Origin of the sequence: Streptomyces sp. 4F14, assembly GCF_048159485.1 — a bacterium.
GTDB lineage: Bacteria > Actinomycetota > Actinomycetes > Streptomycetales > Streptomycetaceae > Streptomyces.
Genome location: NZ_JBLRVY010000138.1, coordinates 1 through 439, shown reverse-complemented (window position 1 = coordinate 439; position 439 = coordinate 1). Strand labels below are relative to the sequence as shown.

At 75.4% G+C, this 439-nt stretch carries 1 protein-coding gene; it reads left to right on the top strand.

All coding sequences use genetic code 11. The features are described from left to right. Positions 1-439, top strand: a 439-nt coding sequence (locus tag ACLZOT_RS50010; RefSeq protein WP_416975987.1) for an MMPL family transporter, incomplete at both ends; no start/stop codon positions are given.

Sequence of the window (439 nt, the reverse complement as noted above, 5' to 3'; positions counted from 1 at the left end):
TCCGGCCAGAGCTCCGGGATCATGACGATCCTCGTGTTCGGGGCGGGGACCGACTACGCGCTCCTGCTCGTCTCCCGCTACCGGGAGGAGCTACGGCGCATCGAGCGGCCCCACGACGCCATGGCCGCCGCCCTCAAGGGCTGCGGGCCCGCCGTGCTCGCCTCCTCCGGCACCGTCGCCGCCGGACTGCTGTGCCTGCTCGCCGCCGACCTCAACTCCACCCGGGGCATGGGCCCGCTCGGCACCGTCGGCGTGCTGTGCGCGCTGTTCGCCATGCTGACGCTGCTGCCCGCGATCCTCGTCCTGCTCGGCCGGCGCGTGTTCTGGCCGCTCGTGCCCCGCTACGGCAGCACACCCAAGGCCCGCCGGTCCCTGTTCACGGCGATGGGCGGCTCCGCCGGACGCCGGCCCCGCACCGTCCTCGCGGGCGGCGCGGTCC